21 protein-coding genes and 1 riboswitch are annotated in these 22,773 nt (G+C 65.6%); of the genes, 11 read left to right on the top strand and 10 right to left on the bottom strand.

The features are described from left to right. Positions 1 to 31: 31 nt before the first annotated feature. The 4 genes from HAV22_RS06580 to HAV22_RS06565 are packed head-to-tail and all read right to left on the bottom strand — an operon-like array spanning position 32 to position 5,044. Positions 32 to 1,267 carry a multifunctional CCA addition/repair protein gene (locus HAV22_RS06580; protein ID WP_166858147.1) on the bottom strand — a complete coding sequence of 412 codons (1,236 nt, stop codon included), beginning with the start codon at positions 1,265 to 1,267 and terminating at the stop codon, positions 32 to 34. A 1-nt stretch (position 1,268) separates the two neighbouring features. Beyond that, positions 1,269 to 1,985: a glutathione S-transferase family protein gene (locus HAV22_RS06575; protein ID WP_166857782.1), complete on the bottom strand. Its 717-nt coding sequence runs from the start codon at positions 1,983 to 1,985 to the stop codon at positions 1,269 to 1,271. Positions 1,986 to 2,006: 21 nt separating this feature from the next. Then, complete coding sequence (locus HAV22_RS06570) at positions 2,007 to 2,972, bottom strand: complex I NDUFA9 subunit family protein (protein ID WP_166857780.1); 966 nt, start codon at positions 2,970 to 2,972, stop codon at positions 2,007 to 2,009. A 32-nt stretch (positions 2,973 to 3,004) separates the two neighbouring features. Next, on the bottom strand, positions 3,005 to 5,044 hold the full coding sequence (locus HAV22_RS06565) for a lytic transglycosylase domain-containing protein (protein ID WP_166857778.1): 2,040 nt from the start codon (positions 5,042 to 5,044) through the stop codon (positions 3,005 to 3,007). Positions 5,045 to 5,123: 79 nt separating this feature from the next. Here HAV22_RS06565 and HAV22_RS06560 point away from each other — a divergent pair, with 79 nt between their 5' ends. Further along, the gene (locus tag HAV22_RS06560) at positions 5,124 to 5,687 is read left to right on the top strand and encodes a 5-formyltetrahydrofolate cyclo-ligase (RefSeq protein WP_371869561.1); all 564 of its coding nucleotides are present in this window, start codon (positions 5,124 to 5,126) and stop codon (positions 5,685 to 5,687) included. A 42-nt stretch (positions 5,688 to 5,729) separates the two neighbouring features. Here the strand turns inward: HAV22_RS06560 and HAV22_RS06555 are convergent, their stop codons facing one another. From HAV22_RS06555 to ahcY, 4 genes are all read right to left on the bottom strand, one after another. Further along, complete coding sequence (locus HAV22_RS06555) at positions 5,730 to 6,683, bottom strand: IS1595 family transposase (RefSeq protein WP_166858145.1); 954 nt, start codon at positions 6,681 to 6,683, stop codon at positions 5,730 to 5,732. 141 nt (positions 6,684 to 6,824) lie between these two features. Further along, the gene (metF, locus tag HAV22_RS06550) at positions 6,825 to 7,658 is read right to left on the bottom strand and encodes a methylenetetrahydrofolate reductase [NAD(P)H] (protein ID WP_166857775.1); all 834 of its coding nucleotides are present in this window, start codon (positions 7,656 to 7,658) and stop codon (positions 6,825 to 6,827) included. Then, positions 7,645 to 7,998, bottom strand: coding sequence for a phage holin family protein (locus HAV22_RS06545; RefSeq protein WP_166857773.1), 354 nt, complete (start codon positions 7,996 to 7,998; stop codon positions 7,645 to 7,647). The genes metF and HAV22_RS06545 overlap by 14 nt, the downstream gene beginning before the upstream one ends. A gap of 100 nt (positions 7,999 to 8,098) precedes the next feature. After that, positions 8,099 to 9,514, bottom strand: coding sequence for an adenosylhomocysteinase (ahcY, locus tag HAV22_RS06540; protein ID WP_166857771.1), 1,416 nt, complete (start codon positions 9,512 to 9,514; stop codon positions 8,099 to 8,101). A 28-nt stretch (positions 9,515 to 9,542) separates the two neighbouring features. Beyond that, positions 9,543 to 9,613, bottom strand: a riboswitch (S-adenosyl-L-homocysteine riboswitch). A 145-nt stretch (positions 9,614 to 9,758) separates the two neighbouring features. Here ahcY and HAV22_RS06535 point away from each other — a divergent pair. Beyond that, the gene (locus HAV22_RS06535) at positions 9,759 to 10,361 is read left to right on the top strand and encodes a hypothetical protein (RefSeq protein WP_166857769.1); all 603 of its coding nucleotides are present in this window, start codon (positions 9,759 to 9,761) and stop codon (positions 10,359 to 10,361) included. 74 nt (positions 10,362 to 10,435) lie between these two features. On the opposite strand, the gene metK is transcribed toward HAV22_RS06535, so the two are convergent. After that, entirely contained in the window at positions 10,436 to 11,605 is a 1,170-nt protein-coding gene (gene metK, locus HAV22_RS06530) for a methionine adenosyltransferase (protein WP_166857767.1), read from the bottom strand. Positions 11,606 to 11,784: 179 nt separating this feature from the next. Between metK and HAV22_RS06525 the strand changes: the two genes are divergently transcribed. The 3 genes from HAV22_RS06525 to dapF are packed head-to-tail and all read left to right on the top strand — an operon-like array spanning position 11,785 to position 14,371. Beyond that, entirely contained in the window at positions 11,785 to 12,636 is an 852-nt protein-coding gene (locus HAV22_RS06525) for a lysophospholipid acyltransferase family protein (RefSeq protein WP_166857765.1), read from the top strand. Then, entirely contained in the window at positions 12,633 to 13,496 is an 864-nt protein-coding gene (locus HAV22_RS06520; RefSeq protein ID WP_166857763.1) for a lysophospholipid acyltransferase family protein, read from the top strand. The genes HAV22_RS06525 and HAV22_RS06520 overlap by 4 nt, the downstream gene beginning before the upstream one ends. 11 nt (positions 13,497 to 13,507) lie before the next feature. Next, positions 13,508 to 14,371, top strand: a complete 864-nt coding sequence (gene dapF / locus HAV22_RS06515) for a diaminopimelate epimerase (RefSeq protein WP_166857761.1) — start codon at positions 13,508 to 13,510, stop codon at positions 14,369 to 14,371. Positions 14,372 to 14,392: 21 nt separating this feature from the next. Here the strand turns inward: dapF and HAV22_RS06510 are convergent, their stop codons facing one another. Then, a complete protein-coding gene (locus tag HAV22_RS06510) occupies positions 14,393 to 15,964 on the bottom strand; it encodes a tetratricopeptide repeat protein (protein WP_166857759.1) in 1,572 nt (523 codons plus the stop codon). Positions 15,965 to 16,446: 482 nt separating this feature from the next. Here HAV22_RS06510 and HAV22_RS06505 point away from each other — a divergent pair, with 482 nt between their 5' ends. The 6 genes from HAV22_RS06505 to HAV22_RS06485 all read left to right on the top strand — a co-directional run bounded on the left by HAV22_RS06505 (position 16,447) and on the right by HAV22_RS06485 (position 22,764). Continuing rightward, entirely contained in the window at positions 16,447 to 17,526 is a 1,080-nt protein-coding gene (locus HAV22_RS06505; protein WP_166857757.1) for a porin, read from the top strand. Between the two features lie 173 nt (positions 17,527 to 17,699). Continuing rightward, a complete protein-coding gene (locus HAV22_RS31100; protein WP_229421113.1) occupies positions 17,700 to 18,365 on the top strand; it encodes a DUF484 family protein in 666 nt (221 codons plus the stop codon). A gap of 1 nt (position 18,366) precedes the next feature. Further along, entirely contained in the window at positions 18,367 to 19,314 is a 948-nt protein-coding gene (gene xerC / locus HAV22_RS06500; protein ID WP_229421112.1) for a tyrosine recombinase XerC, read from the top strand. A gap of 110 nt (positions 19,315 to 19,424) precedes the next feature. Further along, positions 19,425 to 20,477, top strand: a complete 1,053-nt coding sequence (locus tag HAV22_RS06495; RefSeq protein ID WP_166857753.1) for a CobW family GTP-binding protein — start codon at positions 19,425 to 19,427, stop codon at positions 20,475 to 20,477. Positions 20,478 to 20,711: 234 nt separating this feature from the next. Next, positions 20,712 to 21,164 carry an RNA polymerase-binding protein DksA gene (dksA, locus tag HAV22_RS06490; protein WP_166857751.1) on the top strand — a complete coding sequence of 151 codons (453 nt, stop codon included), beginning with the start codon at positions 20,712 to 20,714 and terminating at the stop codon, positions 21,162 to 21,164. A gap of 241 nt (positions 21,165 to 21,405) precedes the next feature. Continuing rightward, positions 21,406 to 22,764 (top strand): STAS domain-containing protein, encoded by a 1,359-nt coding sequence (locus HAV22_RS06485; RefSeq protein WP_166857749.1) that lies wholly within the window; start codon positions 21,406 to 21,408, stop codon positions 22,762 to 22,764. The last annotated feature ends 9 nt before the right edge of the window (positions 22,765 to 22,773 follow it).

The raw sequence follows: 22,773 nt of genomic DNA, 5'->3' as shown, positions 1-22,773 counted from the left end.
CGAACTCGGCGGCGCACGCCGATCGGCATTTCTACGTAGATTCGCGCAGCGCCGCCTTCACGGCCGACACGCGCGCCGCATGCACGGCTTCCGGGATCTTCTCGCGGTTTTCCGCGTACCGCGCCGCCACCTCGCCCGCGTTCACGCCGCGCGCCGCGTCCAGCGCCCGCAGCAGGCACGGTGCCTGCGGATAGTCGCGACTGCGCATGTCGTGATCTTCGCTGCCGCGCCCGCGCGCGTCGCATTCGGATGCCAGCAGCATCTGCGCGAAGCGCTGCGGCTTGCGGAACGCGTCGCACCGCTCGAACAGGGTGACGAGCGTGTTGGCGCGCAGTTCGAGCGCGCGGCTGACGTTGCCGTGCTCGCGCGCCGTCATCACGGCCAGGTCGCGGCATTCCGCCGGCACGCGCAGGCGCTTGCACAATGCCGTGATCAGCTGCGGCCCCACGCCTTCGTGGCCGTGGTGCTTGGGCCAGTGTTCGGGCGGCGTCGCGCCCTTGCCCAGGTCGTGCATCAGCGCCGCGAAGCGCACCGGGAGCTCGTAGCCCTGCCCGGCCGCATAATCGATCACGAGCATCATGTGGACACCGGTGTCGACTTCCGGATGGTGCAGCGGCGGCTGCGGCACGCCCCACAGCGCGTCCAGCTCGGGCAGGATGCGCGCCAGCGCGCCGCAATCGCGCAGCACGGCCAGCATGCGCGACGGCTTTTGCTCCATCAACCCGCGCGACAATTCCTGCCACACGCGTTCCGGCACGAGCGCGTCCACTTCGCCCGCATCGACCATCTGGCGCATCAGTGCGAGCGTCGTGTCGGCGACCGTAAAATCGGGGAGCCGCGCGGCGAAGCGGGCCACGCGCAGGATGCGCACGGGGTCTTCGGCGAACGCGGGCGACACGTGGCGGAACACGCGATCGCGCAAGTCCCGCAGGCCGCCGTACGGGTCGACGATCGTGCCGTCCTCGGCGCGGGCCATCGCGTTGATCGTCAGGTCGCGCCGGACCAGGTCGTCTTCCAGCTTGACGTCGGGCGCCGTGTGGAAGACGAAGCCGTGGTAGCCGGGCGCCGTCTTGCGCTCCGTGCGCGCGAGCGCGTACTCCTCGTGCGTGTCCGGATGGAGGAACACGGGAAAGTCCTTGCCGACCGGGCGGAAGCCCTTGGCAATCATGTCGTCGGGCGTGGCGCCGACGACGACCCAGTCATGGTCCTGGACGGCCAGGCCCAGCAACTCATCGCGGACGGCGCCGCCGACGACGTACGCCTGCATCTCAGTCGGGCAGCTCGTCTTCGTGGGCACCGGCGACTTCCGTCTCCGCCATCGCTTCCTCGATCCAGCGCGCGACGGCCGGATGCGCCAGCACGCGCTCGCAATACGCCTGCAGCGCCGGGGCCAGCGCCACGCCATACGTCCGGAAGCGGGTGACGACGGGCGCGAAGAACGCGTCGGCGATGGAGAAATCGCCGAACAGGAATTGATGGTGGCCGAAGCGCGACAGGCACTCTTCCCAGATCTCGCAGATACGGCCGATGTCGGCCTGGGCACCCGGCGTGCGGCCGCGGCCCGGCAGGCGGGCCTTGATGTTCATCGTCATCGCCGTGCGCAGGTCGGCAAAGCCCGAGTGCATCTCGGCGGCGACGGAACGCGCCATCGCGCGCGCGGCCACGTCCTGCGGCCACAGATGCTTTTCGGGGAATTGCTCGGCCAGGTATTCGCAGATCGCCAGGCTGTCCCAGATCGTCATCTCGCCGGCCAGCAGCACGGGCACGCGGCCGGCAGCCGAGTAGCGTGCAATGTTCGTTGCCGTGTCGGGCTTGTCGAGCAGCACGCGCACTTCCGTGAACGGGATGCCGGCGGCGACTAGAGCCACCCAGGGGCGCATCGACCAGGAAGAGTAATTCTTGTTGCCGATGACCAGCGTCAGGCCGGCCTGGCGTGCGTTGTCGAGGGTTTGCGTCAGAGTCGGGTCGAGTTCGAGAGTCTGCATGGTGTGGCGTGATCGTTGAGGTCAGCGCCCGGCGCGGGTGCGCAGGACGTCGAGGCCGCCGGGTGGCGCCAGGTACTGCGGCGCGACGGACTCGAGCGCCGTGAGCTTGATTCCCAGCGCCGTTGTTGTCAAGACTTTATTGTTCGTGGACGGGTGGATGACGTTGTCGACCTTCATCGAATCGAGGTTGTCGCGCGTGATGACGGGCTCGCCGGGCAGCAGTTCGAACACCCGCGCCTGCAGCCGCGCCAGCCCGTCCGGCAAGGCAATGACCTTGCGCTCGTGGCCGGCATAGCGGCCGGCGAGGCGCACCAGCTCGGCCAATTCATAGACCTGCGGCCCGCCCAGTTCGTACGTGAGGCCGGCCGTGTGCGCATCGAGCAGCGCGCGCACGAACGCCTCGGCCACGTCGCCCACGTACACGGGCTGGAAGCGCGCATGCGCGCAGGCGAGCGGCACGACGGGCAGGTGGCGCTGCAGCCGTGCGAACGTGTTGAGAAATTTATCTTCCGGTCCGAACACGACGGACGGCCGGAAGATCGTCGTCGCGACTGCGGGCTGGCTCGTCGCGGCCGCCTCGCCGTCAGCCTTCGAGCGCTGGTACATCGACGGACCGTTGCGGTCGGCCCCGAGCGCGCTCATGTGCAGGTAGCGCGGCACGCTCTCGGCCGCGCAGGCGGCGGCGATGCGGCGCGGCAGGTCGACGTGGGCGCGGCGGAAGTCCGGACCGTACGGATCGCCGCGGCGCGAGTGCAGGATGCCGACGAGGTTGATGACGGCAGTGCGCCCCGCCACGAGGCGGCGCAATGCCGTGTCGTCGTACGGGTCGGCCTGCACGATATCGACGCCCAGCGGCATCAGGTGCATCCCGTGGCTGGCGTGCCGCGTGGGCACGACGGTGGACACGCCGTGGTCGGACAGCCTGGCCGCCAGGTGGCTGCCGATGAACCCGGTGCCGCCGAACATCACCACCGACTGCGCGTCCATGCTGCCTCCCCGATGATTGCCTGGCGCCGCCGTTACGGCAGGCCGATGCTGTTTCCGCGCGGCGTGATCGTCCCCAGGCGCGCCTTCAGCGACTGCGGCCGTTTCTCGAACAGTGCGGCGTAGTTCGTCGCGTTCGACATCACGTTGCGCACATAGGTTCGCGTTTCCTCGAACGGGATCGTCTCGACGAACACGGCCCCTTCCATCGGCGCCGTCAACAGGCCGCGCCACGTGCGGGCACGTCCGGGCCCCGCGTTGTAGGCCGCCGTCGCCAGCACCTGCGACCCGTCCGCATTGTTCAACACCATGTTCAGGTAATTCGTGCCGAGCACGATATTCGTGCGGATATCGCTCAACATGCCGTGGCCGTAGTCCGTCAGGCCGATCTTTTCCGCCACCCACTTGCCCGTCGACGGCATCACCTGCATCAGGCCGGACGCGCCGACGCCGGACTGCGCGTCGGACACGAAGCGCGACTCCTGGCGGATCAAGCCATACACCCAGGCCTGGTCGAGGCCGAGACCTTGCGCCGTCGGATGCAGGATGTCGTTGTGCGGCGCCGGGAAGCGCTGGGTATAGTCGAACTCCGTGCGCGTGCGCTCGGACGTAGAGAGCATGCGGTCGAGGATGTCGTTCTGGCGCGCGAATTCGGCGGCGGCCAGCAGCTGGCGCTCCGTGAAGCCGTTCAGGGCCCAGTTCCACTCGCGCGTGCCCTCGAAGCGCATGCGCATCGAGAAGAATTTCAGGGCGCGCTTGAAGCCGGGATTGCTGGCGACCTGCGCCAGCTCGGCCGGCGTGGGCGGCGCCGCGGCGGGTGGAATGCTGATCTGCATCCCCAGCTCTTCCATCGCCAGCTGGCCATAGAAACTGTTCTGGTCGGCGATGCGGCGGAACAGCGCCTGCGCATCCTCGCGCCGGCCCTCGGCCTGCAGGGCGCGACCGAGCCAATAGGTCCAGACGGGCTCGTCGTGCTGGTGCGCGGGCATCGCCTCGATCGTCGCGCGCACCGTCTTCCAGTCGCCGCGGCGCAGCGCGATGCGCGTCTTCCATTCCAGCTGGCTCCACGTCAGCGGCGCCCCGTCCGCCTTTTTCCAGTCGTCATAGGCTTCGGGCGCCAGCGTCAGCGATGCGGCCAGCGCGATGTTCGCCCAGCCGATCGCCCTTTCCTCGGGCGACAGCTTGCCGGCGTTGCGGTCCAGCGCCACCGTGGCCAGCTTGAGGCTCGTGCGCGCCATACGGCCGACGGCGACGAGGTAGATCTCGTGCTCCGCGCGCGTGTTGCCGACGCCGCGCGCCATCGCGACGGCCGGCAGGTCGACGGCCTGCGCGGCCCGCGTATCGGACGCGTCCAGCAGCAGCGCCGTGCGGCGCGACGGCCCCGTCGCGTGCATCTCGCCCGCCAGGCGCAGCTGGGCCAGCAGATCGCTCGTCGTGAACTGCCCGGACTGGACCAACTGGTTGACGAGCGCGGCGCACGCTTCGCCATACAGCGGCGGATTGTCGAGCAGCACGCGGGCTTCAGGCGCGACGTTCTGCCCCTTCGACGCACGCGACAGCAACGCGTAGCATTTCACCTGATAATCGTCGTTCTTGACGAATTGCGGCAGCTCGCGGTCGAAGTTGAACCAGTCGCGCTTGCGGCCGAGCTCGAGCAACCAGTCGTTGCGCAGGCGGTCGGCGATGGCGCTGCCGTCGTAGCGCTTCAGGAAATCGAGGATTTCCTCGTTGGAAGCGTCGCGCAACCGCGGTTTGAGCCGATAATAGTCGACGTAAGACGGTATCGCGTAGTTCGGCAGGCGTGCCGCCAGCGCCGCGGCCTTGTCCGCGTCGTTCTTGCGGGCCGCGTCGCGCAGCTGCAGGAAGATCTCGTCCTGTTCGCGACTGGCGTCCGCCTGCGGCCCGGGCGCGACCACCGGCGCGGCCGGTGTCGGTACGCCGGGCGCGGCTGCCGTTGCGGCGGGTACAGGTTGCGTCGTGCCGGGCGAAGCGGTCTGGGCCGCAACGCCGGGCGACGCGAGGAAGAGCAGGCTGGAGGCGGCAGATACAGCGCCGGCAATCAGTTTCTGCGTCATCGATAATGCAATATTCAATGTAGGCTTCATTTCATCCATGACCGGCGAATCAAGAATACCACGCCCCTCGGACCCGAGCGTGGCGGACGAGAAACAGGCGGCGAAGACAGCGTTGCGCAAGGCGCTCAGGACAACACGTGGGGCGCTTGATCCGGCAATCAAGGTCCAATGGGATGCGCACATCGGTGCGCAGATCATCGCCTGGTGGCGCCTGCGCCAGGTTGACACGTTCGGCGTGTACTGGCCCCTCGTCGGCGAACCCGACCTGCGCGCCGCGTACGCGGAATTGCATCAGGCCGGCGTACGCCTGGCGCTGCCCGTCGTCATGGAACGCGACGCCCCGCTGACGTTCACGGAATGGACGCCCGGCGAACCCATGCTGCCGGACGAAGCGGGCGTGCACGTGCCGGCCCAGTTGCGCTTCATCGAACGCCCGCCGGCCCTCCTGATTCCCTGCCTCGGTTTCAATGCCGACGGCTATCGCCTCGGCTATGGCGGCGGCTATTACGACCGCACGCTCGAACAGCCGCCCCGCCCGCACACGTTGGGCATTGCCTACAGTAACCAGGAAGCCGTGTTCCCCCATGCGCCGCATGACGTGCCGCTGGACGTGATCGTCACCGAGATCAGCAACGTCACCTGATAAAAAAAGGCTGTGTTCGCGATAATTCGGTGACGCCGTCGTTCAGCCGAGCTGGGCCGCGGCGCACAACAGATGAGCCGGCGTCGTCAGCCGTCGCGCATCAAGCATTCGTTGCCAGCCAGAGTAATTGATCAGGTAGCGGCTGGCGACGCCGCGAAACCGTACGAGCCAGCTCTTGAAGCGGCTGTGCCAGGCATTCACGTTTTGAATGTGGATTGCGCCGCGTGCCCGGCCCCCTGGCTTCGTGTTCACCATCTCATGCATGATGCCGGCTTGCCTCGCGAAGTGACGGTACGAGCGCGCCGAATCGCTGATCAAGAGGACGTCGGGCGGCAGCACGGGCTTGAGGCACGTTTCCAGATGCGTCGCCGTCACCTGGCCGCGGCCAGTGTGAAAATCGAGCGTCTGTCCAGTGCGGTCACGCGCGACGAGAAGGCAGTCGAGTTCACCGCTGATGCCGCGCTTTTTTGCGACGCCGCCGCGCTTCCTCGGCTTGCGCGTCATGTTGCGCGAACCCTTCTGCGATTCCAGTCGATACGTTTCGTCCGCCTCGACAATGGCAGTCAGGATTGCCGGCCGATCGCGCATCGCGCCTGGAACGAAGCGATGGCGCCAGCGAAAGCTGGTCGTGCGATGGACGCCGACGACACGCGCCGCCTCGCGCACGGCGCGCGATTCGAGTACGCATTGCAGGTACGCCAGCCAGTGTTCTTTCTTCCGTAACCTTGCGAGCGGCGTACCCGTCAACGCGTTATAACTGCGCCCACAGCCGAGGCAGCGAAAGCGCTGCAGGCCACTCGCTTGACCGCAACGGTGGGCGCGAGGATAACCGCAGCGCGGACACGGCCGTCCTCGCGCGGCATGCTCGATCAGGGCGATACATTCAGCCGGATGAGCGATGCCCGCGATCCATTCCCGCAGTCGAGCCAGGTCGACGGCGGACAGCCGAACCGCCGTCAACATGGCGAACAATTCGTCGAACGTCAATCCGCGCATCGCCACTCCTCATGAGTTAACTCGACGATGCGTATGACCGCTGCAACTAGTTTTGGTTCGCATAACTACCGCGAACACAGCCCAAAAAAATGCCCGCGCGGCCTGCCGGTCGCACGGGCATCGATGACGGAGACCGCCGGATCAGGCGCCGGTAATGCGCTGCCAGATCGCGGTCGTGGCCGCCGCCTGGTTCATGCTGTAGAAATGCAGGCCCGGCGCACCGCCCGCGAGCAATTTCTCGCATAGGCCGCTCACGACGTCGAGACCGAACGCCTTGATCGACGCCGAATCGTCGCCGAAGCTGGCCAGCTTCAGTCGGATCCAGCGCGGGATCTCGGCGCCGCACATGTCGGAGAAACGCATCAGCTGCGTGTAGTTCGTGATCGGCATGATGCCGGCCACGATGGGCACGTCCACACCCAGCTTGCGCGCATTGTCGACGAACTGGAAGTACGCGTCGGGATTGTAGAAATACTGCGTGATCGCGGCGTTCGCACCGGCGTGCACCTTGCGGGCGAACGCCTGCAAATCGTCTTGCGGCGAGCGCGCCTGCGGATGCATTTCCGGATACGCGGCCACCTCGACGTGGAACCAGTCGCCCGTTTCCTGGCGGATGAATTCGACGAGATCGCTGGCATAGCGCAGTTCGCCCGCGCCGCCATAGCCGCTCGGCAAGTCACCGCGCAGGGCGACGATGCGGCGGATGCCCTTGTCCTTGAATTCCTGCAGGATGGCGCGGATCGACTCGCGCGTGCCGCCGACGCACGACAGGTGCGGCGCGGCATCGTGGCCCGCGGCCTGGATCTCGAGCACGGTGGACAGCGTGCCGTGCTGCGTGCTGCCGCCGGCGCCAAACGTCACGGAGAAATACTTCGGATTCAGCTCGGCCAGTTTCTGGCGAACCACACGGAGCTTTTCCGCGCCCTCGGTCGTCTTGGGCGGGAAAAACTCGATACTGATGTTAGGGGTTTCCATCTTTATTGAGAAGTAAGGTAGAAAGCGCCCACGAAATGACACTGTACAGGATCGCCGCCAGGAAAGCGGACCAGAACCCGGCCACGTGGAAGCCCGCGACCAGGTGCGCGACGAGCCAGAACAGCAGCGCGTTGATCACGAGGATGAACAGGCCGAGCGACACGAACGTCACGGGCAAGGTCAGCACGACGAGCACGGGACGGATCACCGTGTTCACCAGACCCAGGACGAGCGCAGCCACGAGGGCGGCACCGAGATTGTCGACCGATACCGAATGCATCAGGTACGGCAAGGCCATCAGGGCTGCCGCATTGATCAGCCAGGTCAGGAGCAAACGCATAGTGTGTCTTTCGTGAGGGGTTATCCAGCACGCCGCCGCCCCTGTCGACGATGGAATCCGGCAGGAACCGCGGCGTCAATTCACGGAAGAGCTTACCAGATCAATAACGGTAATGTTCCGCCTTGTAGGGGCCTTCCTTGCTCACCGAGATATAGGCGGCCTGCTCTTCGGTCAGCTCGGTCAGCTGGGCGTTGAGCTTCTTGAGCTGCAGGCGGGCGACTTTCTCGTCCAGCTTCTTCGGCAGCGTGTACACGCCGACCGGGTAGGCGGCAGTGTTGGAGAACAGTTCGATCTGGGCGATGGTCTGGTTCGCGAACGACGAGCTCATCACGTACGACGGGTGACCCGTGCCGCAACCGAGGTTCACGAGACGGCCTTCGGCCAGCAGGATGATGCGCTTGCCATCCGGGAAGATCACGTGGTCGACCTGCGGCTTGATGTTGTCCCACTGATACTTGCGCAGGGCGGCGACTTCGATCTCGTTATCGAAGTGACCGATGTTGCAGACGATCGCCTGGTCCTTCATGCGCAGCATGTGCTGCTCGGTGATCACGTGGTAATTGCCCGTGCAGGTGACGAAGATGTCGCCGTGTTCGGCGGCCATGTCCATCGTCACGACGCGGTAGCCTTCCATCGCGGCCTGCAGTGCGCAGATCGGGTCGATCTCGGTGACCCACACCTGGGCCGACAGCGCGCGCAGCGCCTGCGCAGAACCCTTACCCACGTCACCGTAGCCGGCGACGACGGCGATCTTGCCTGCGACCATCACGTCCGTCGCGCGCTTGATGCCGTCGACGAGCGATTCACGGCAACCGTACAGGTTGTCGAACTTCGACTTGGTGACGGAGTCGTTGACGTTGATGGCCGGGAATGCCAGCTTGCCGTCCGCATGCATCTGGTACAGGCGGTGCACGCCGGTCGTCGTTTCTTCCGTCACGCCCTTGATTTCCGGCAGGCGCTTCGAGTACCACTGCGGATCGACGGCCAGGCGGCCCTTGATCGCATTGAACAGGCAGATTTCTTCTTCCGAACCCGGCTTGTCCAGCACGGAGATATCCTTCTCGGCACGCACGCCCAGGTGCAGCAGCAGGGTCGCGTCGCCGCCGTCGTCCAGGATCATGTTGGCATGGTTGTCACCCGGCCATTCGAAGATACGGTGCGTGTATTCCCAGTACTCGTCCAGCGTCTCGCCCTTGACGGCGAACACGGGCGTGCCGACCGACGCGATGGCGGCGGCCGCGTGGTCCTGCGTCGAGTAGATATTGCACGAGGCCCAGCGCACTTGCGCGCCGAGGGCTTCCAGCGTGCGGATGAGCACGGCGGTCTGGATGGTCATGTGCAGCGAACCGGCGATGCGCGCGCCTTTCAGAGGCTGGGCGGCCGCGTATTCGTCGCGGATGGCCATCAGGCCCGGCATTTCGGTTTCGGCGATGCGGATTTCCTTCTCGCCCCACGAGGCGAGGCCGATGTCGGCAACGAGGTAGTCCTGGGTGGTGTCTTTGAGTACGGCGCTCATCACGCCCTCCTTTCAAATTAAGAAAAAAGTAACGTGAGCGCGGTGTTGATATCCGAGCCTGGCGAAAGAGATTCTTTCGTCGCAACGCTCCTCGGAACTGACAAGTGTAGCACGACGGGCCCGCGTGCGCACTCGTCGGCCCACGGAACCGATGTCAATCGTTGACAACGCCCAGGGTTCGGATAACTCGTTGACAATATATTTGACTACTCTTAACATTTCTTCATATTTCCCTGGGGAAAGCATGGGCGCCGCCACGTATCAACTCGTCTGCGACAATATGGTCTTGCGCGACAACGGCCGTCCGATGATCGTCGAGTCGATGTTCAGCGCCGTGTGCGACCTGGCAACGGACCATGGCGAAATCCTGGCACGAATTCATCCGGTGAAAAAACAGTTCTTCGACCTCGTCCACTCGGGCGCCGACATCGGGACGGCGATGCGCGCGCCGGACGGCCGTGTCGTGCAGACGCGGCTCCACAACAGCATCCAGATCTACGTCAACAAGCGTGGCGGCGACATGGAGAGCCTTGATTACGCCGTCGTGACCCGCAGCACATCGGCCGCGACGGGCGAAGCGCATGCGCACGGCTTCGACGCGCAAGCCGAACCCCTGATCCGGCAAATGCCCGACCGCAGCTTCCGGCTCGTCTTCTGCTCGATGCCGCCACGTGCGCACAAGCTCGGCGACGTGTTCGACATGGATCATTTCGGCGACGCGCTCCTCAAGCGCTGCAAGGCGGACATCCGCTGGGACGATCGCGACGTCTTCTGGATCAGCAGCAAGGCCACGGCGGACGACATCCGCGAGGTGCTGGCGTTCCTCAAGGCGTACGACGGTACCTGAACGATAAGCGTCGAAAAATAAGCGCCGAAAAAAAATGCGCCCGGGTAGGCGCATTTTTCGTCAGGCGCAGGCGCTTACGCCAGGCCGGCTTCCGCGCGCAGCAGCGCGGCCTTGTCCGTGCGTTCCCACGTGAATTCCGGCTCTTCGCGGCCGAAGTGGCCGTAGGCGGCCGACTTCGTGTAGATCGGACGCAGCAGGTCGAGCATCTGCACGATGCCTTTCGGGCGCAGGTCGAAGTGTTCCATCACCAGTTCGGCGATCTTCTCGTCCGAAATCACGCCCGTGCCTTCCGTGTACACGGTGATGTTGATCGGACGGGCCACGCCGATCGCGTAGCTGACTTGCACCTGGCACTGGCGCGCGAGGCCGGCGGCGACGACGTTCTTGGCGACGTAGCGGGCGGCGTAGGCGGCCGAGCGGTCGACCTTGGACGGGTCCTTGCCGGAGAATGCGCCGCCGCCGTGCGGTGCGGCGCCGCCGTACGTGTCGACGATGATCTTGCGGCCCGTCAGGCCGCAGTCGCCCTGCGGACCGCCGATGACGAAGCGGCCCGTCGGGTTGACGAGGTAGCGGGTGTCCTGCAGCCATTCGCGCGGCAGCACGGGCTTGATGATCTCCTCGATCACCGCTTCCTCGATCTGGCTGTGGCTGATTTCCGGTGCGTGCTGCGTCGACAGCACGACGGTGTTCACCGAGACCGGACGGCCGTTGACGTAGCGCAGCGTGACCTGCGACTTGGCATCCGGGCGCAGCCACGGCAGGCGGCCGTCCTTGCGCAGCTGCGACTGGCGCTCGACGAGGCGGTGCGCGTAATAGATCGCAGCGGGCATCAGTTCCGGCGTCTCGTCGCAGGCGTAGCCGAACATCAGGCCCTGGTCGCCGGCACCCTGGTCGAGGTCGATACCTGCACCTTCGTCGACGCCCTGGGCGATGTCCGGCGACTGCTTGTCGTAGGCGACCAGCACGGCGCAACCCTTGTAGTCGATGCCGAAGTCGGTGTTGTCGTAACCGATGCGCTTGATGGTATTGCGTGCAACTTGAATATAATCGACGTTTGCGTGCGTCGTGATTTCCCCCGCCAGCACCACCAGACCCGTGTTGCACAGGGTCTCGGCAGCCACGCGCGCGCGCGGGTCTTGCTCGAGGATGGCGTCGAGGATGGCATCGGAAATCTGGTCGGCGACCTTGTCCGGGTGGCCTTCCGAAACGGATTCGGACGTGAAGAGGTAGTCGTTGGAAGACATTGAGGCTCCTGATACTGTGATGAAAATTGCCGCAGCACCAAGGCCTGCGACGCTTTAGCGAGATTTATATTCCGCTTCGCAAGTTGTCATTAACTCCGCGGATGCTACAAAGTGGTATTTTACGCTCCTCAAAAAATTCTGGCATAGCAACCCGTCGCTTCTCTACCCTAAATCAATAAATGCTCGTCTTTTTGTTTCGGATACTGTCGTTTTTACCGCTGCGCGTGCTGCATGCGCTCGGTGCGGCGCTCGGCTGGATTGTCTACCTGGCATCCCCATCGCACCGCCGCCGCCTGCGCGAGAACCTCGAACAGGCCGGCTACGGCGGCCACCTGCGCGCCGCGATCGCCGAATCGGGCAAGGCCATCGCCGAACTGCCGTTCGTCTGGTGCGCGCCGCAGGACCGCGTCACGCGCCACGTCACCATGGAAAACTGGGAACTGGTCCAGCGCCAGCTCGACGCCGGCCGCGGCATCGTCTTCCTGACGCCGCACCTGGGCTGCTTCGAACTGACGGCGCAGCAGGTTTCGCTGCGCGTGGAACTGACCGTGATGTACCGGCCGCCCCGCCAGAGCGCCCTGAAGCCTCTCGTCGAGGGCGCACGCGCGCGCCAGCACATGCATCTGGCGCCGGCCACCCTGTCGGGCGTGCGCATGCTCGTCAAGGCGCTGCGCGGCGGCCAGCCCGTCGGCGTCCTGCCGGACCAGGTGCCGCAGGAAGGGGAAGGCGTATGGGCGCCGTTCTTCGGACGCGACGCCTATACGATGACCTTGCCCGCCAAGCTGGCGCAGCTGGGCAAGGCCGACATCCTCACCGTGTACGCGGAGCGCCTGCCGCGCGGCCGCGGCTTCGCCATCCGTTTCGTGCCGTTCGACGGTTCGCTGGAAGGCGACGCCGCCCAGCAGGCCGCGGCCATCAATCGCCAGATGGAAAAACTCATCGCCTTCTGCCCCGCCCAGTATTTCTGGAGTTACAACCGCTACAAGAAGCCGCAAGGCGTTGAAGCACCGCACGCCGAGACCGTCGCATGAGGTTCCTGATTTTCCTGTTGTGGCTGCTGCACTTCCTGCCGCTGCCTGTCCTCGGCCGCATCGGCAACGCCGTCGGCTGGCTGATGTATTACGCGATCCCCAAGCGGCGCAAGATCGCACTGATCAATCTGCGCCTGTGCATGCCGGAACTCAGCGAGGCGGAGCGGGTCGACATCGCCAAGCGCCACTTCATGGCGTATTCGCGCAGTATCCTGGAACGGTCGCTGATCTGGTGGGCGCCGTTCGAACGCATCCACGGCCTGATCGAAGTCGTCCCCGCCGTGCCGAAGGCGCAGATGGAGAGTGGTCCGACCATCCTGTTCTGCCCCCACTTCGTCTGCCTGGACGTAGGCGGCGTGGCGGCGCGCGTGATGCCGTTGTCGACCATGTATTCGCCGCAAAAGAACAAGGCATTCGACGATTTGTTGCGTTATGGTCGCGAGCGCTACGGCCCCGTGCGCCTGTTCACGCGTGGCGACGGCATCAAGCCCATCATCCGCGCGCTGCGCGAGGGCATTCCTTATTACATGCTGCCGGACATGGATTTCGGCGAGAAGGATGCGGCCTTCGTCCCGTTCTTCGGCATCCCGGCCGCCACCTTGACGGCCATGGGCCGCCTGGCGGGCGCGACCGGCGCGAAAGTGATCCCGCTCGTGGCAACTTTCCTGCCCAACTATAAGGGATACAAGGTAGAGTTCTATCCAGCATGGGAGGATTACCCGGGCGACGACATCATCGCCGCTACCCGCCGCATGAACGCCTTCATCGAGGACCGCGTGCGCGAACATCCGGCCGAGTATTTCTGGACGCACAAACGCTTCAAGACCCGGCCGCCCGGCGAGCCCTCGTTCTACGATTAATTACGAATACCATGAAACTCAAGTTCACCAAGATGCACGGCGCCGGCAACGATTTCGTCGTGATCGATGCGATCAACCAGCAACTCGACCTGGGTCCGGAACAATGGCGCCGCCTGGCCGACCGCCGTTTCGGCGTCGGCGCCGACCAGATCCTGATCGTCGAGCGCCCGGCCACGGCAGACAGCGATTTCCGCTACCGCATCTATAACAATGACGGCAGCGAAGTCGAGCAGTGCGGCAACGGTTCGCGCGCGTTCGTGCGCTTCGTCAGCGACAAGGGCCTGACCGATCAACGCAGCATCCGCGTCGAGACGATGAGCGGCATCATCACGCCGCGCCTGGAAGACGATGGCAGCGTCACCGTCGACATGGGCGCCCCGATCCTGGAACCGGCCCGGGTCCCGTTCGACGCCGCGGGCCTGGAAGGCGTAACGGAAGGCCGCGATACGCTGTGGCCGCTGACGGTCGCCGTCAAGGGCGAGGAGCAGACCGTGCTCGTGTCGACGGTGTCGATGGGCAATCCGCACGCGGTGCAGGTCGTCGCCGACGTCGACGCCGCGCCCGTACTCGAGACGGGGCCGCAGATCGAGCACCACCCGCGCTTCCCCCGCCGCGTGAATGCCGGCTTCCTGCAGATCGTGGACCGCAACCACGTCAAGCTGCGCGTCTACGAACGGGGCGCCGGCGAGACCCTGGCCTGCGGCACCGGCGCGTGCGCCGCCGTCGTGGCCGGCATCCGCCGCGGCCTGCTGGATGCGCCCGTGCAGGTGCAGGCACGGGGCGGCAAGCTGACCATCAACTGGGCCGGCGAAGGCCAGCCCGTCTATATGAGTGGCCCGGCCGAGACGGTATTCGAAGGCGAAATCGAGATCTGACCGGGAGATGGCCGCCTGCACTCAGGCGGCCAGCGAGTAATCGCCATCCTCCGCACCGTCCTGGCTGCCAGCCTCAGCGTCGGGCAACAGGCTGCGCAATCGGTACAGGCGCTGGCGATAATTCCCTTCCGGACCGCCGGGACCGCAATCGACGTTGTCGAACACGAGCCCGACACGGTCGAGCAGCTGGCGTTCCTGTGCCGTATCCACCGAGATCAGGCGGCGCCGGCTGCGCCCGTAGCTGGCGCGGATGTCGATCACGAGGCAGTGGCCGCGGTCGGCGCCGCGGATGTCCAGCAACAGGGCCTCGGCCCGGCTCAAGCCGAATGCCACGGCCAGCTCCAGGCGCGCGGCCAGCAGCGGATACGCCGTCAGGTCGCGCCCCACGAGCAGCGGGTCGAGGTGCGGCCAGGCGCCGGGCTGGCGCGGCGCCAGCTTGCGCAGGGCGGCCGCGGCCTTCGGGCAACCCTGCACGGCCGCCTTCTGCAGCCAGAACAGCGCACGCACGTCGTTGTTCTCGTTCTCGCGGCGCGCGCGCCATGCCGCGTTCCCGCATTCGAACTGGGCGTCGCGATAGCCCATCTCCGCCGCGCGCTCCAGGTATTTCTGCGCCTCCACGACATTACGCTGCGAGAATTCCGGCTTGATATAAATGCGCGACAGCGCATACCACGCTTCCGCCAGGCCCTGCTCGCCCGCCTGCGTCAGCCAGCGCACAGCCTTCTTGAAGTTGGCTGCGCCATGGCTGCCGGGCACGCGTTTGCCGTCGACGCGCATGCGCGCGCACCACAGGCCCAGCGCGAACTGTGCATGGCGGTCGTTCTCGGCCGCGGCGCATTCCCAGAACCTGAGCAATTCCTCCTCGCCGACGTCGTGCGGCACCTCGTTCGCCTCGACGAGCCGGGCGCAGCGCGACAGCAGCAGCACTTCGTCCGGCGCGAGCCGCGCCGCCGTATGATCCTGCGCGGCATCGGAACCGGCCAGGGCGCGCGCGCGCGGCAGCGCACGGGCCAGCCAGGCGCCCCAGCGCTGCGCATTCCAGTCCTGTTCCAGCAGCGCGAACTGCGCGGCGCCGACGCCGCTGTCGGCCGCCTGGCGCAGCCAGCGCTGCCCGGCCGGACTGGCTGCTGGGGCGTGGACCGCCGGCTCGTCCGCCTCGGGCGTCGCCGCGCCATGCGCGCGCGCAAGCAGCCACTGCGCTTCCGGGAACCCTGCCCGGGCCGCGTCTTCCAGCGCGCGCAGCGCCTTGGCGCGCTGGACCGGCACGCCGTCGCCGTCGCGCGCCGCGCCCAGCACCAGCTGGGCATACACGAGTCCCGCACGCACGAGCCCGCCGTCGTACGCCCGCTCGTACCAATCGGTCACGGATTGCGGACTGTCACGCGCAAGGTCGACCGGGATATGGTTCCCGATCAATTGCCATGCTTCCTCGCACCCTTGCTGCGCAGCACGGTCGAGCCAATGGAGGGCCGTGGGCAGGCTCTTCGGCAATCCCGCACTGCCGAACAGGTAGAGCCGGCCCAGGGCCAGTTGCGATTCGGCGCGTCCCGCGCGTGCACCGCGGATGACTGCCAGTTCTTCACGATTTGCCATCGTTCATTTTCTGGATGTTAGAGACGCCTGAGACATGTACGCAACATATTTACGCACATAAATACATGCAGATGCGCGCAAGATCGATTACGATGCGCTACCGATGAGCTCACGCGGCGCGCACTGCGGTAACAATGGACGTCGGATGGGCCAGAGTCTAAAGCCGCGTCGGCGCGATTCGCCTGCGATTCCAATGGCCTTTGAGCCCGCACAAACCCTGCCGTGGTACGGGGACCGAATGATGACGCCTGGAAACTTAAACGAGGCTTAAGGTACGCCCCGGTTGCGAGGTCATGCGTTTCGAAAATACAACAGCACGATTGGATTTATTGGCTTTCGACCAAGTGCAACAGTCATAATTGACAAATCAGACAATCTTGACGCATTAAGCATTTAAGGTTCACACATCCGAGTGTTCAGCAACTAATAAAAATCTCAATGCTCTCTGGATTCCTTCGATTCACTTTTTAGGATAAAAATAGATGAAAAAAACCCTCGTGGCAGCCGCTCTGCTGGGCGCCTTCGCCGGTGTTGCACAAGCTCAAACCGCCGTTCAAATCTACGGTAACGTCGACGTCGGCATGTCCAAGCAGTCGGACCAGACCCTGAACATCGGCAAGCGCGCCGCCAACACCCTGGGCTTCAAGGGCACGGAAGACCTGGGCAACGGCCTGAAGGCACTGTTCCAAGTCGAAATGCGTTACGAGCCGGACACCGGCACCAACGAAAACGGCGGCCGTCCGCTGTTCCAGGGCCAGACCCGCGTCGGCCTGCAGGGCGACTTCGGTATGGTCCGTCTGGGCCGTGGCCTGACCCCGTTCCAGGAAATCGTCGGTTCGTTCGAACCGTGGCACGGCCTGCCGTCCCCGGCCGGCTTCTACACGGACATCTCGGTCGCCGGCTTCAACTCGGCTCCGCTGGACGTGAACACCACCGGTGGCTCGCCGAACAGCAACCGCATCTCGAACGCGATCTTCTATAACTCGCCGGTCTCGAACGGCTTCCAGGTGAACGCATCGTGGGCATCGAAAGAAGCCAACGGCGGCAAGCTGACCGGTATCGGCAACGGCGCGAGCTACGCACTGAACCAACAAGCTTCGGCCAACCCGTTCTCGATCGCTGGCACCTATAACAACGGTCCGGCCGCTGCGATGGTCGCTTACGAGCGCAACGCCGTCGAATCGAAAGTGTGGTCGGTTGCAGGTTCGTTCTCGGTCAGCCCGGAAATGAAACTGATGGCTACCTACTCCCATCAGGATCAAGAGCACACCAACACCTTCCGTCCGACCGTCAAGGGCGCGGAAATCGGTATGACCTACGGCATGGGCCCGGGCAAGATGCTGGTCGGTTTCGGTCTGAAGAAGCAAGAAGAGACCACCCGCCTGCACGACCTGATCACCCGCCAGTACTCGCTGGGCTACGAGTACAGCCTGTCGAAGCGTACGTACCTGTACGTCGACGCATCGCGCAAGACGAACATCTTCACGTACGACACGCTGGGCTTCGTCGCCGGCTCGTCGGTGAAGAACTTCTACGACGTCGGCCTGAACCACTCGTTCTAAGCTGACGGCGCGGGGGCAACCCCGCCGCATCGCACCGCAAGGGCGGGCCCGGGCAACCGGGTCCGCCCTTGCTGTTTTTGGTGATGCTGCGGTGACACAATGCCAAGAGGAAATCTGCGCCGAGCCATTGCGGTCGGTTAAAATGAACGGTCTACCCAACCCGCAAGCCGCACATGACCACCGCAACACTGGATTCCACCGCCATCGCCCAATTCCTGGTCGACCATCCGCAATTCTTCGTGGAGCATGCCGCCCTGCTGGGCGAGGTAAAACTGTCGAGCCCGCTGACGGGCCGCGCGGTGTCGCTGCAGGAGCGCCAGATGGAAGTCATGCGCGACAAGTACCGCGCGCTGGAACTGCGCATGTCCGAACTGGTGCGCCACGCCGAGGAAAACGCTGCCATCGCCAACCGTTTCCACGGCTGGACCCAGCAATTGCTGCGCACGCGCGTGCCTGCCGAGCTCCCGTCCGCCGTGGCCGACGGCCTCGTCGAGCATTTCATCGTGCCGCAAGCCACGCTGCGCCTGTGGAAGCTCGCGCCCGAGCACGCGGATGCCTGGTATGCGCGCGACGTCTCCGAAGACGTGCGCCTGTTCGCCAGCAGCCTGCGCGCGCCGTACTGCGGCCCGAACAAGGAATTCGAAGCGGTCGGCTGGCTGGCCGACGCGGGCGCCGTGCGCTCGACCGTGCTGTTGCCGCTGCGTGCCGGCGGCACCGCGTTCGGCCTGCTCGTGCTCGGCTCGCCCGAGACGGAACGCTTCAGCGCCGCGATGGCGACGGATTTCCTCGTCCACATCGGCGAGACGGCCGGCACCGCTCTCGCCCCCCTGCTCGGCTGACATGGACACGCCGGCCGCCGACGACTGGACCGGCCGCTACCTGGCGGAGCTGAAGACGCAACGCCAGCTGTCCGACCACACGATCGCCGCCTACCGCCGCGACCTGGCCGAGCTGGCCCGGCTTGCCAGCCTGCCGAACCAGGCCGGCTGGACTGCGCTGACCCATTTCGATATCCGCCGCTTCGCCGCGAAGCTGCACGCCGAAGGACAAAGCGCGGCGTCGATCGCGCGCAAGCTGTCCGGCTGGCGCGGCTTCTTCGACTGGCTGTCGCGCGAACTGCCCCTCGCGGCGAACCCGGCCGACGGCGTGCGCGCGCCGCGCCGTCCCAAGCGCCTGCCGAAGGCGTTGGCCGTCGACGACGCCGTCCAGCTGATGGAAAAAACGACGCCCGGCAACGCGGAACCGGCGGAGCTGTGCGACCGCGCCATGTTCGAACTGCTGTACTCGAGCGGCCTGCGGGTGTCCGAGCTGGCCGGGCTCGACGTCCATCACGTGCCCGCCCGCGACGGCCAGCCGGCCTCGCTCGGCTGGCTCGAACTCGAGGCGCAGGAAGTGGTCGTCACAGGCAAGGGCAACAAGATGCGGCGCGTGCCCGTCGGCGCCCCGGCCCGCGCGGCGCTGGCCGCATGGCTGGCCGTGCGCCCGCCCGCATGCGATGGCAGCGCCGCCCTGTTCCTGACGACGCGCGCCACGCGCATCAGTCCCCGCGTCGTGCAATACCGCTTGAAAGTCCACGCGCGCAAGGCCGGCGTGCCGGTCCACGTGCATCCACACGTGCTGCGCCATTCGTTCGCTTCGCATTTGCTGCAATCGTCGGGCGACCTGCGCGCCGTGCAGGAACTGCTGGGCCACGCCAGCATCACGTCGACGCAGATCTACACGTCGCTCGATTTCCAGCATCTGGCCGCCGTCTACGACAAGGCCCATCCGCGCGCCAGGCGCAAGTAGCCTGCCTGCCAAGGCGGGCACGGCATGGCGGGTGGTGACGATCCGCAAAATCCGGCATAATCTTCCGATTCCCCGCAGCCGGAACGGCTCACCCCATTGGACAGCGACATATGGAATTGATTCCCAGCACTATCCTGACCGGCTTCCTCGGCGCCGGCAAAACGACGTTGCTCAACCGCATCCTGCGGGAAGAGCACGGCCTGCGCATCGCCGTCATCGAAAACGAATTCGGCCAGGAAAACATCGACAACGAAATCCTTGTGCAGGACCCGGGCGAGCAGATCGTCGAGATGAACAATGGCTGCATCTGCTGCACCGTGCGCGGCGACCTGATCGTCGCCCTCACGAACCTGGCGCGCAAGCGCGATGCCGGCGAAATCCACTTCGACCGCGTCGTGATCGAGACGACGGGCCTCGCCAATCCGGGTCCGGTCGCGCAGACGTTCTTCGTCGATGAAGAAGTCGGCGCCCACTACCTGCTGGACGCCGTCGTCACCGTCGTCGACGCACGGCACGCGATGGACCAGCTGGACCGCCACGAGGAAGCCCAGCGCCAGGTCGGGTTCGCCGACAAGATCCTGCTGTCCAAGACCGACCTCGTGGACGCCGCCGCCGTCGAGGAGCTGAAGGCGCGCATCCGCCGCATCAATCCGCGCGCGCCGATCAGCACGTCGGATTTCGGCCGGGCGCCTCTCACCGACGTGCTCGACCTGCGCGGCTTCAATCTGAACGACAAGCTGGAACTGGATCCGGCCTTCCTCACGACCGAGGAAGCGCACGACCACGACCACGATCATCACGATCACGACCACGTGCACACGGAAGCGTGCGACCACAGCCACGACCACCACCACGGCCACCACAGCGACGACATCGCGGCGTTCGTGTTCAAAAGCGAGCGCGCATTCGACCCCGAGCGCCTGGATCAATTCCTCGGCAGCATGGTGCAAGTCTTCGGCCCGAACATGCTCCGCTACAAGGGCGTGCTGTCGATGGCCGGCGCCGACCGCAAGGTCGTCTTCCAAGGCGTGCATCAAATCATGGGTAGCGACCTCGGTGCAAAGTGGGCGGATGGCGAAACGCGTGGCAGCAAGATGGTGTTTATTGGTAAAAATTTACCGAAAGATGTCTTTATTCGCGGATTGGAACAGTGTTTGGTATAAACTACTCCGGTTCTATAGTGCCCCTTGCGCGGTCCGCCCTTCGTTCGGTATCGTTGACCTGCCTGGATGCATCCGTGGACGAACGACTGGACAGCCCCGCCCGCACGGCCTGACGCGGGGCAGGCCCGGAAAACCGGGCCGTTACGGCAGCCGGCCGGCGCACACCATAGCAACGGTGACCGCTGAGTTAGCTGATAAAATGGAAACTCTGTCGTATCAAAGGTAAGTGAAGTCATGACTAAAACAACGAAACCGAATACCGTGGCGCAGCCCGAAGACCGCCTTCTGACGGAAGAAGAAATTCGGGCCATGAGCGACGACGACTACATGAACCCGGCCCAGCTGGCGTTCTTCAAGAACCGCCTGCAGGAGCTCGAAAAAGAGCTGCTGAAAAACGCCGGCGAGACGACGGAACACCTGCGCGAAACGGTCCTCGTGCCCGACCCGGCCGACCGCGCCACCATCGAGGAAGAGCACGCGCTGGAGCTCCGCACCCGCGACCGCGAGCGCAAGCTGCTCAAGAAGGTCCAGCAATCACTGGCCGCGATCGAATCCGGCGAATACGGCTGGTGCGAGGAAACGGGCGAGCCGATCGGCATTCCCCGCCTGATCGCCCGTCCGACCGCGACGCTGTCGCTGGAAGCTCAGCAGCGCCGTGAGCTGAAGCAGAAACTGTACGGTGACTGATCGCCGTCCGCTCCGATCAAAAAAGCATGCGCCCGCCGCATGCTTTTTTGTTTCCGGGCCCACGCTCCCGCCAGCGCCGACCGCCGGTTTTGTGTGCACGAATTATTGCCTATCGGATACACTGAAGGGATCGCCGACGACTTGACGCAGCTCAGGCGTGCGCGCCATGTGATCCGCGCCGCCATGCTAATGTCTCGACCGGTACACGACCGGGCGCCGCTGCGCGGCAGAGAAGGATGGGATGGGGCTCTTCGATTTCCTGAAGAAAAAAGACGACGCACCACGCGCGGGTGCGGGCGTGCGTGCGCGCCCGCACCCTGCGCTGGCGGCCGGCCCCGTCACGCGGCTCGCGCTCGATACGGAAGCGGAACGCGAGCGGCAGCGTGAAATCGCCCGCGCCACGGCGGCCAAGATCGACGAGATCGAACTCGAGATGGCCTCCGACATTTTCGACGACGATGCCTGGAGCGGCAGCCGGCGCCCACCGGCCGCCGTGGCCGGTGTCGCAGCCACACCGCCGGCCGACCAGAACACCGACATGCTGCTCGGCCCGGACGACCTGCCCGATGCGGCCGTCGCGCCGTCCAGCACACCCGTCGTCGAGGAAGCGGCGATCCTGTACGCCAACGACCAGCTCGAGGCCGCCGCGCTTCTGCTGCGCACGAGCCTGAAAGAACGGAATGGCGGCGCGGGCGAACGGCTATCCTGGTGGATGCTGTTCGACCTGTACCAGATCCTCGGCCAGGAACACGAGTTCGAAAGCATCGCGATCGACTACGCCAGCCACTTCGAGACCTCGCCGCCCACCTACCGCCCCGTCGCCGAGGCGTCGCGCACGCGCCTTGGCCCCGCGCTCGACAACCAGTTCGCCGGGGCGATCCCCACCGTGAGCCTGTCCGGCAGCCTGGACGACGATGCCCTCACCGGCGCGCAACTCGCGCGCGCACAGGCAGGTATGGCCAGTCCGCTCGTGCGGTTCGAATTCCAGGCCGTCGCCCACGTCACGCCGCAAGGCTGCGCGCTGTTGCTGGACGCGCTGCAGGCCTTGCGCAAGGCCGGGCGCGAACTCGTGCTGGCCGGCGCCGACCACCTCGTCGCCGTGCTGCGTCCGATGCTGGCCATCGGCGACCGCGGCCCCGGCGAGGCACCGTGGTTGCTGCTGCTGGAACTGTTGCTGCTGACGAACCGCGAAAAGGATTTCGAGGAAACCGCGATGGATTACTGCGTCACCTTCGAAGTGTCGCCGCCGTCGTTCGAAGCGCCACCACACCTGGCCGTGAGCCTGGCCGCGGCGAGTCCGGTCGCGCACGCCGCCACCGCGAGCGACCGCTTCCTGCTGCCGGCCGTCGTCCGGGGCGACTGCGGCGCCCTGCTGGCCGCGATCGCCGACCACGCGGCGCGCCACCCGACGGTCGTGCTGGACGGCTCACGGCTCGCCCGCGTCGATTACACGGCCGCCAACGCGCTGGCAGGGCATCTGCGCACCTTGGCGGCAGACGAGCGCGACATCGTCCTGCGCGACCTGAACCACCCCGTGGCGGCCCTGCTGCGGCTGCTGGGCACCGGCGAGCGGGTGCGGCTGTACGCGCACAAATACTGACGTCGGCCC

This window comes from Telluria antibiotica (assembly GCF_011682055.1).
GTDB lineage: Bacteria > Pseudomonadota > Gammaproteobacteria > Burkholderiales > Burkholderiaceae_D > Telluria > Telluria antibiotica.
Note: the sequence above shows the minus strand (reverse complement) of the source record. Positions and strands in the feature narration are given on the sequence as shown.

Coding starts and splice junctions, on each gene's coding strand:
- HAV22_RS06525 (WP_166857765.1), top strand. CDS start 11,785: ATGCTCGTCTTTTTGTTTCGGATACTGTCGTTTTTACCGCTGCGCGTG.
- HAV22_RS06505 (WP_166857757.1), top strand. CDS start 16,447: ATGAAAAAAACCCTCGTGGCAGCCGCTCTGCTGGGCGCCTTCGCCGGT.
- dapF (WP_166857761.1), top strand. CDS start 13,508: ATGAAACTCAAGTTCACCAAGATGCACGGCGCCGGCAACGATTTCGTC.
- HAV22_RS31100 (WP_229421113.1), top strand. CDS start 17,700: ATGACCACCGCAACACTGGATTCCACCGCCATCGCCCAATTCCTGGTC.
- HAV22_RS06580 (WP_166858147.1), bottom strand. CDS start 1,267: ATGCAGGCGTACGTCGTCGGCGGCGCCGTCCGCGATGAGTTGCTGGGC.
- HAV22_RS06520 (WP_166857763.1), top strand. CDS start 12,633: ATGAGGTTCCTGATTTTCCTGTTGTGGCTGCTGCACTTCCTGCCGCTG.
- dksA (WP_166857751.1), top strand. CDS start 20,712: ATGACTAAAACAACGAAACCGAATACCGTGGCGCAGCCCGAAGACCGC.
- metF (WP_166857775.1), bottom strand. CDS start 7,658: ATGGAAACCCCTAACATCAGTATCGAGTTTTTCCCGCCCAAGACGACC.
- HAV22_RS06545 (WP_166857773.1), bottom strand. CDS start 7,998: ATGCGTTTGCTCCTGACCTGGCTGATCAATGCGGCAGCCCTGATGGCC.
- HAV22_RS06495 (WP_166857753.1), top strand. CDS start 19,425: ATGGAATTGATTCCCAGCACTATCCTGACCGGCTTCCTCGGCGCCGGC.
- HAV22_RS06570 (WP_166857780.1), bottom strand. CDS start 2,972: ATGGACGCGCAGTCGGTGGTGATGTTCGGCGGCACCGGGTTCATCGGC.
- HAV22_RS06510 (WP_166857759.1), bottom strand. CDS start 15,964: ATGGCAAATCGTGAAGAACTGGCAGTCATCCGCGGTGCACGCGCGGGA.
- ahcY (WP_166857771.1), bottom strand. CDS start 9,514: ATGAGCGCCGTACTCAAAGACACCACCCAGGACTACCTCGTTGCCGAC.
- HAV22_RS06575 (WP_166857782.1), bottom strand. CDS start 1,985: ATGCAGACTCTCGAACTCGACCCGACTCTGACGCAAACCCTCGACAAC.
- xerC (WP_229421112.1), top strand. CDS start 18,367: ATGGACACGCCGGCCGCCGACGACTGGACCGGCCGCTACCTGGCGGAG.
- HAV22_RS06565 (WP_166857778.1), bottom strand. CDS start 5,044: ATGACGCAGAAACTGATTGCCGGCGCTGTATCTGCCGCCTCCAGCCTG.
- HAV22_RS06535 (WP_166857769.1), top strand. CDS start 9,759: ATGGGCGCCGCCACGTATCAACTCGTCTGCGACAATATGGTCTTGCGC.
- HAV22_RS06555 (WP_166858145.1), bottom strand. CDS start 6,683: ATGCGCGGATTGACGTTCGACGAATTGTTCGCCATGTTGACGGCGGTT.
- metK (WP_166857767.1), bottom strand. CDS start 11,605: ATGTCTTCCAACGACTACCTCTTCACGTCCGAATCCGTTTCGGAAGGC.
- HAV22_RS06485 (WP_166857749.1), top strand. CDS start 21,406: ATGGGGCTCTTCGATTTCCTGAAGAAAAAAGACGACGCACCACGCGCG.